This window comes from Curtobacterium sp. ODYSSEY 48 V2 (genome assembly GCF_023712625.1).
GTDB lineage: Bacteria > Actinomycetota > Actinomycetes > Actinomycetales > Microbacteriaceae > Curtobacterium.
In genome coordinates, this window is sequence record NZ_JAMAXX010000008.1 from 212,617 (window position 1) to 219,951 (window position 7,335).

Genomic DNA, 7,335 nt, shown 5'->3' on the forward strand with positions numbered 1-7,335 from the left:
ACGCGCCTACTGTGGCCGTGGTCGGGCCACGCCGCCGGCCCGCCGACGACGAGGAGCACGCTTGACCTTCACGGCCCCGATCCAGCTGCCCGGCCTGACCCTGGACCCGCAGTGGTACAAGCGCTCGGTCTTCTACGAGTGCATGATCCGCTCGTTCGTCGACTCGAACGGCGACGGCATCGGGGACATCCAGGGCGTCATCGGCAAGCTCGACTACCTGCAGTGGCTCGGCGTCGACGCCATCTGGCTGCCGCCGTTCTTCCAGTCGCCGATGCGCGACGGCGGGTACGACATCTCCGACTACCGGGCGATCCTGCCCGAGTTCGGCACGCTCGACGACTTCCGCGAGCTCGTCACGAAGTCGCACGAGCGGAACATGCGCATCGTCATCGACATGGTGATCAACCACACCTCCGACCAGCACGAGTGGTTCCAGCAGTCCCGCGAGGACCCGGACGGCCCCTACGGCGACTTCTACGTGTGGCGTGACACCGACGAGCACTACGAGAACATCCGCATCATCTTCGTGGACACCGAGGAGTCGAACTGGACCTTCGACCCGGTCCGCCGGCAGTTCTTCTTCCACCGGTTCTTCTCGCACCAGCCCGACCTCAACTTCGAGAACCCGGCCGTGGTCGAGGCCGTCTACGACGTCGTGCGGCACTGGCTCGACCTCGGTGTGGACGGGCTGCGGCTCGACGCCATCCCCTACCTCTTCGAGTCCGAGGAGGGCAACGGCGAGGGCGAGCCGGAGACCCACGAGTTCATCAAGAAGCTCCGGGCCATGGTCGACGACGAGTACCCCGGGCGTGTCCTGCTCGCCGAGGCGAACCAGTGGCCGCGTGAGACCGCCGCGTTCTTCGGCACCGACGAGGAGCCGGAGTGCCACATGGCGTTCGACTTCCCAGTGATGCCGCGCATCTTCTACTCGCTCCGCGCGCAGCACGCCGCCGAGCTCAAGGCGATCCTGTCCGAGACCCTCGACGTCCCCGAGAAGGCCGCGTGGGGGGTGTTCCTCCGCAACCACGACGAGCTCACGCTCGAGATGGTCAGCGAGGAGTACCGCCAGGCGATGTACGGCTGGTACGGCTACGACCCGCGCATGCGGTCGAACATCGGCATCCGTCGTCGCCTCGCTCCCCTGCTCGACAACTCACGGGCCGAGCTCGAGCTCATCCACGCCCTGCTGTTCTCGCTGCCCGGGTCGCCGTTCCTGTACTACGGGGACGAGATCGGCATGGGCGACAACATCTGGCTGCCGGACCGCGACTCCTCGCGCACGCCGATGCAGTGGACCCCGGACCGCAACGCGGGCTTCTCGACCGCCGACCCGGGCAAGCTGTACCTGCCGGTCGTGCAGTCGCTCGTCTACAACTACGCGCAGGTCAACGTCGAGGCGCAGCTCGCCCAGTCCCGCTCCCTGCTGCACTGGGTCCGCAACGTCATCCACGTCCGCAAGGCGCACCCGGTCTTCGGCCTGGGCTCGCTGCACGTGCAGGACACCACCAACGACTCGGTGCTCGCGTTCGTCCGGTCGTGGGAGGGGTCCGGGCAGCAGTTCGGCCCGTCCGCCGAGGACGTCCTCTGCGTGTTCTCCTTCGCCACCAACCCGACGTCGGTGACGATCTCGGCGCCGGAGTTCGCCGGACGGCCGCTGTACGACCTGTTCGGCGGCGGGTCGTTCCCCGCGTTCGACGAGGACGGCAACGTCACCCTCACCATGGGGACGCAGTCGTTCTACTGGCTGCACGTCGGCGCGCCGGTCGGCGTGTAGCGAGCGCCGGCCGGCGGCCTCCGTCCGCCGGGTGGTCGCTGTCGGCCTGGAGGCGCGGCTCACCCCGCGCTCGTCGCGTCGCCGTCGCGTGTCGTCGCGCTCCGCCAGGCGGGTCGCCTGGAGCGTGTCGTGGCGCCCCGGCAGGCGGGTCGCGTGGAGCGTGTCGGACCGTCCCGTTAGCCTCGTGCCGTGACGTACTCCCCAGCAGCGCTCGACACGCCCGCACCCGCCGCCCCGGCCGTGCAGGACCTGAGCGGTCGTCCCTGGTGGCACGCGCTCGGCGTGTTCGACCTCGAGACCACCGGCGTCGACGTCGAGACCGCCCGCATCGTCACGGCGCACGTCGGCCTGATCGACATGACCGGACGCTCCATCGCGGAGGGTGCCTGGATCGCCGATCCCGGGATCGCGATCCCCGAGGGCGCTGCCGCCGTGCACGGCTACACGACCGAGCGCGCCCAGGCCGAGGGGCGCCCGGCCGGCGAGGTCGTCGCCGAGATCGTGGCAGCGGTCGAGGCCGTGTTCGCGCGCGGCATCCCGCTCGTGATCTACAACGCTCCGTACGACCTGACGGTGCTCGACCGCGAGGCCCGACGGCACGGCATCGCCTCCCCTGTCATCGGCAACGTCGTCGACCCGCTCGTGATGGACAAGGCGCTCGACACCTACCGCAAGGGCAAGCGCACGCTCGAGGCAGCGTCCGAGCTCTACGGCGTGACCCTGTCCGACGCCCACGACGCCGCCGCGGACGCGATCGCTGCCGGGCGTGTCGCGCAGGCCATCGCGGCGAAGTACCCGGAGGAGCTCGGTGTCTCCGCCGAGGAGCTGCACCGCAAGCAGGTCGGCTGGTGTGCCGAGCAGGCCACCTCGTTCCAGGACTACATGCGGAAGAAGCGCGACCCCTCGTTCACCGCCGACGGTCGCTGGCCGCACCGCAACGGCTCGTAGCGCCGCGGTCACCGCGGCGCCGTCTCCGAGCCGCCACTGAGCCGCTGTCGCCGCGCCGCCACTGGGCCGCTGAGCCGGTGTTGCCGCGCCGGCGCTGAGCGGCCGCTGTCGCCGCGCGCCGCAGCTGGGCCGCCCTGCGAGCGGTGCCGCGCATCGGCGCTCCCGGCCAGCGCCGGGCGCCGGCGTCCGGCACCCGCCTGCTGTCCCGCAGAACCGGAAGCACGTCGCGCCGTGGAATCACGTGGTGCGACGTGCTCTCCGTGGTGCGCGAGCATCGCGCACCACGGCCCGCGCACCACGGTCTGAGCACCTCGCAGCCCGTGCACCACGGCCTGCGCACCGCGCACCGAGGCTGCGCCGCACGGTGCGCTGCCGGGCCGTCGGGCGGCGCGACGCTGCCACCTCGACCGGCGAGCGTTCCCGGCGGTCCCACACCGAGCCTCCTTGCCGTGACCGCGGCTCGCGCCCGCAGTACGTGCACAGTCGAACGCACCTCGAACCACGTGAACGCCTGGCGCGACGTGCTCCAGGTTGCGCGCGAGCACCACGCGCCACGGCGCGACAGCACGACGACGCCGTGCGCGCATGCTGGACGCCGCGCCCGCGCCCGCGCCGCGCTCGCGCCGCCCGTGCGCTGTTGCGCCCCGTTCCGGACCCTGCGCCCCGGTGCACCGGGGCGCAGCATCCGGAGCAGGGCGCGTCTCGCGTTCTCACCGACCACAGCGCGCCGTCCCCGAACCCGGCGCCCCGCCCCGACCCGACCATCCGCGCAACGCAGAACGGGCGGCCCTCCCGAAGGAGGACCGCCCGTCCGAGCGCGAACGCAGACTTACTTGCTGAAGCCCTTGAAGCGCTGGTTGAACTTCTCGACGCGACCGGCCGAGTCGAGGATGCGCTGCTTGCCCGTGTAGAACGGGTGCGACGCCGACGAGATCTCGACGTCGATGACCGGGTAGGTCGCACCGTCGAGCTCGATGGTCTTGTCGCTGGTCGCGGTCGAACGCGTCAGGAACGTCTCACCGGAGGCCAGGTCGCGGAAGACGATGGCGTTGTACTCGGGGTGGGTGTCGGTCTTCATGGAGATTCCTCGGTTGGAGATGGTGGGAGATGCGCGGACGGCCGGTTCGAGCGGACTCGATCGGGACCCCCGCGCGGGAAGTCTGCGGCGTGCGCCAGCCGTCCACGTTACCAGACGACGGGCAGGATCGGGAGCGTCAGGCCGCGCGCGCCGTGTACCGACCGGCGTCCTTCGACACGGTCAGCTCCACGCCGAAGGCCTGGGACAGCGTGGGAGCCGTCAGGACCTCGTCGATGGGGCCGGCGGCCTGGATCCCACCGTCGGCGAGCACGAGGGCGTGCGTGAAGCCCTCGGGGATCTCCTCCACGTGGTGGGTGACGATGACGATAGCCGGCGAGTCGCTGCTCTGCGCGTAGCCGCCGAGCGTGCGCACCAGGCTCTCGCGCGCACCGAGGTCGAGCGACGCAGCCGGCTCGTCGAGGAACAGCACCTCGGGATCGGTCATCACGGCGCGCGCGATCTGCACGCGCTTCTGCTCGCCGTCGCTCAGCTCACCGAACGTGCGGTCGGTGAAGTCACCGAGGCCCCACTCGTCGAGCACCCGCTGGGCGCGGCGGACGTCGAGCTCCTCGTACTCCTCGTTCCAGCGACCGGTGACCGAGTACGCGGCGGTGAGCACGACGTCGACGACCTTCTCGGTCACCGGGATCCGGCGGGCGAGGGCGGTCGACGCGAAGCCGATGCGCGGACGCAGCTCGAACAGGTCCGCGCCGCCGAGCTCGGTACCGAGCACCTCGACACTGCCCGACGTCGGGAACGTCTGGGCACCGGCCACCTGCAGCAGCGTGGTCTTGCCGGCGCCGTTGGCACCGAGCACCACCCAGCGTTCGTCGTCCTGCACCTCCCACGAGATCCCGTCGAGGATGGTGGCCCCGTTGCGGACCACGGAGACGTCTGACAAGCGCACGACCGAGGGCATGGCTCCAGCCTACGGCTTCCGGGCGAGCACCTCGTCGTAGACCTGCCGCGTGCGGTGCGCGATCGCGTCCCACGTGAACTCGCTCTCGACGCGGAGGCGTCCTGCGCGTCCCATGAGCTTGGCGAGCCCCTCGTCGGCCAGGACCTCGTCCAGCGTCCGGGCGAGGTCGGCCACGAAGCGGTCCGGGTCGTTCGGCGTGCCGGTGCCGTCCTGTGCCTGGTCGATCGGGACGATGCGCCCGGTCAGCCCGTCGGCGACGACCTCGGGGATGCCGCCCGTGCGCGTGCCGACCACGGGGATGCCACAGGCCATGGCCTCGAGGTTGACGATGCCGAGCGGCTCGTAGATCGACGGGCAGACGAACACGGTCCCCGACGACAGGACGTTCACGACCTCCTGGTGGGAGAGCATCCGGTCGATCCAGACCACACCGTCGCGCTCCGCGCGCAGGGACTCGACGAGTCCGGTCACCTCGGCCATGATCTCCGGCGTGTCCGGAGCGCCCGCGCACAGCACGATCTGCACGTCCGACGGCAGCGACGCCACCGCGCGGAGCAGGTACGGCAGGCCCTTCTGCCGGGTGATCCGGCCGACGAACACGACCGAGCGGCGCGACGGGTCGATGCCGAGCGCGCGCACGGCGTCCTCGTCGACGGTCGGCTTCCACTCGTCGATGTCGATGCCGTTGTAGACGACGTGGACCTTCGCCGGGTCGATGGACGGGTAGGAGCGCAGGATGTCCGCCCGCATGGCCTTCGAGACCGCGATCACGCCGTCGGCCTGCTCGAACGCCTCACGTTCCATCCAGCTCGACAGGCGGTAGCCGCCCCCGAGCTGCTCGGCCTTCCACGGGCGCAGCGGCTCGAGGCTGTGGGCCGTGACCACGTGCGGGATGCCGTGGGTGAGCTGCGCGATGCGCCCCGCGGCGTTGGCGTACCAGGTGTGGGAGTGCACCAGGTCGGCGCCCGCGACGTCGGCGGCGATGCGGACGTCGGTACCGAGCGCCTGGAGCGCGCCGTTCGCGTCCTCGAGGCCCTCGGGCGTGCGGTACGCCCACACGCCCTCCTCGTCACGGAACGCCCCGAAGGCGCGCACCCGGACGTACGTGTCCGTCCCCGACCGCAGCGCAGCCGTGAGCTCGGCCACGTGGACACCCGCTCCGCCGTAGACCTCCGGCGGATACTCCCTGGTCAGTAGATCGACTCGCACGGACTCAACGTAACGGGTTCGCCGTCCGGACGCCTACTGTGAACCACATGGCACCAAAGAAGGTATTCGGCATCGTCCTCGCCGGCGGCGAGGGCAAGCGGCTCATGCCGCTCACGGCCGATCGCGCGAAGCCCGCCGTCCCGTTCGGCGGCAACTTCCGTCTCATCGACTTCGCGCTCTCCAACCTCGTGAACTCCGGGTTGCAGAAGATCGTCGTCCTGACCCAGTACAAGTCGCACAGCCTCGACCGTCACGTGGCCGAGACCTGGCGCATGGAGGGGCTCCTCGGGTCCTACGTCGCGTCGGTGCCGGCGCAGCAGCGACTCGGCAAGCGGTGGTTCGCCGGTTCGGCGGACGCGATCCTGCAGTCCCTCAACCTGCTCCGCGACGAGCGCCCGGACATCGTGGTCGTGGTCGGTGCGGACCACGTCTACCGGATGGACTTCCACCAGATGATCGAGGCGCACATCGCCTCCGGCCGCAGCGCCACGGTCGCGGCGATCCGGCAGCCGATCGGCCTCGCGGACCAGTTCGGCGTCATCCAGGTGGACCAGGACGACCCGACCAAGATCGACGCGTTCCTCGAGAAGCCGAAGGACGCCGTCGGCCTGGCCGACTCGCCGGACGAGATCCTCGCGTCGATGGGCAACTACGTGTTCAACGCCGACGCCCTCGTCGACGCGGTGCTCCGCGACGGCCAGATCGAGTCGAGCAAGCACGACATGGGCGGCGACATCGTCCCCGACTTCGTGGCCCGCGGCGACGCCGGCGTCTACGACCTGCAGCGCAACGACGTGCCCGGCTCGAACGACCGCGACCGGTACTACTGGCGCGACGTGGGGACGATCGACTCGTTCTTCGACGCCCACATGGACCTCATCGCGCCGGTCCCGGTCTTCAACCTGTACAACCAGGACTGGCCGATCTTCAACCAGCAGACGAACCTGCCGCCGGCGAAGTTCGTCCGCGACGCGAACGGCAACACCGGCTCGACGGTCGACTCGATCGTGGCGCTCGGGTGCCTGCTCTCCGGCGCCCAGGTGGAGCGCAGCGTCATCGGCCCGTGGTGCGGGATCGACTCGGGTGCGAAGGTCCTCGACTCCATCGTGTTCGAACGGGCGTCCATCGGCGCCGGGTCGGTCGTGAACCGCGCGATCCTCGACAAGGACGTGGTCATCGCGCCCGGTGCGCAGGTCGGCGTCGACCGCGAGACCGACGAGGCCCGCGGCTTCACCGTCACGGAGTCCGGCATCACGGTCGTCGGCAAGGGCGTCCGCGTCGAGGCCTAGTCCGGGACGGTCGCCGAGTCCGGGCTGCACCTACCGACGTCGGCAAGGGCGTCCGCGTCGAGGCCTGACCGCACCCGCCACCCGGCCAGGAGGCGCGGCTGACGTCACAGACGTCAGC

The 7,335-nt window shown here is 70.6% G+C and carries 6 protein-coding genes; 3 read left to right on the forward strand and 3 right to left on the reverse strand.

Going from position 1 to position 7,335, the window contains the following annotated elements:
• Positions 1-61 precede the first annotated feature (61 nt).
• On the forward strand, positions 62-1,774 hold the full coding sequence (treS, locus tag M3666_RS13780) for a maltose alpha-D-glucosyltransferase (RefSeq protein WP_251155510.1): 1,713 nt from the start codon (positions 62-64) through the stop codon (positions 1,772-1,774).
• A 249-nt stretch (positions 1,775-2,023) separates the two neighbouring features.
• Complete coding sequence (locus M3666_RS13785) at positions 2,024-2,722, forward strand: 3'-5' exonuclease (RefSeq protein ID WP_066658248.1); 699 nt, start codon at positions 2,024-2,026, stop codon at positions 2,720-2,722.
• Between the two features lie 829 nt (positions 2,723-3,551).
• Here M3666_RS13785 and M3666_RS13790 read toward each other — a convergent pair.
• From M3666_RS13790 to glgA, 3 genes are all read right to left on the reverse strand, one after another.
• The gene (locus M3666_RS13790; RefSeq protein ID WP_022905175.1) at positions 3,552-3,800 is read right to left on the reverse strand and encodes a type B 50S ribosomal protein L31; all 249 of its coding nucleotides are present in this window, start codon (positions 3,798-3,800) and stop codon (positions 3,552-3,554) included.
• 136 nt (positions 3,801-3,936) lie between these two features.
• Positions 3,937-4,719 (reverse strand): ABC transporter ATP-binding protein, encoded by a 783-nt coding sequence (locus M3666_RS13795; protein WP_066654391.1) that lies wholly within the window; start codon positions 4,717-4,719, stop codon positions 3,937-3,939.
• A 9-nt stretch (positions 4,720-4,728) separates the two neighbouring features.
• Positions 4,729-5,928, reverse strand: coding sequence for a glycogen synthase (gene glgA / locus M3666_RS13800; protein WP_251155511.1), 1,200 nt, complete (start codon positions 5,926-5,928; stop codon positions 4,729-4,731).
• A 47-nt stretch (positions 5,929-5,975) separates the two neighbouring features.
• Between glgA and glgC the strand changes: the two genes are divergently transcribed.
• A complete protein-coding gene (gene glgC / locus M3666_RS13805; RefSeq protein ID WP_066654395.1) occupies positions 5,976-7,217 on the forward strand; it encodes a glucose-1-phosphate adenylyltransferase in 1,242 nt (413 codons plus the stop codon).
• The last annotated feature ends 118 nt before the right edge of the window (positions 7,218-7,335 follow it).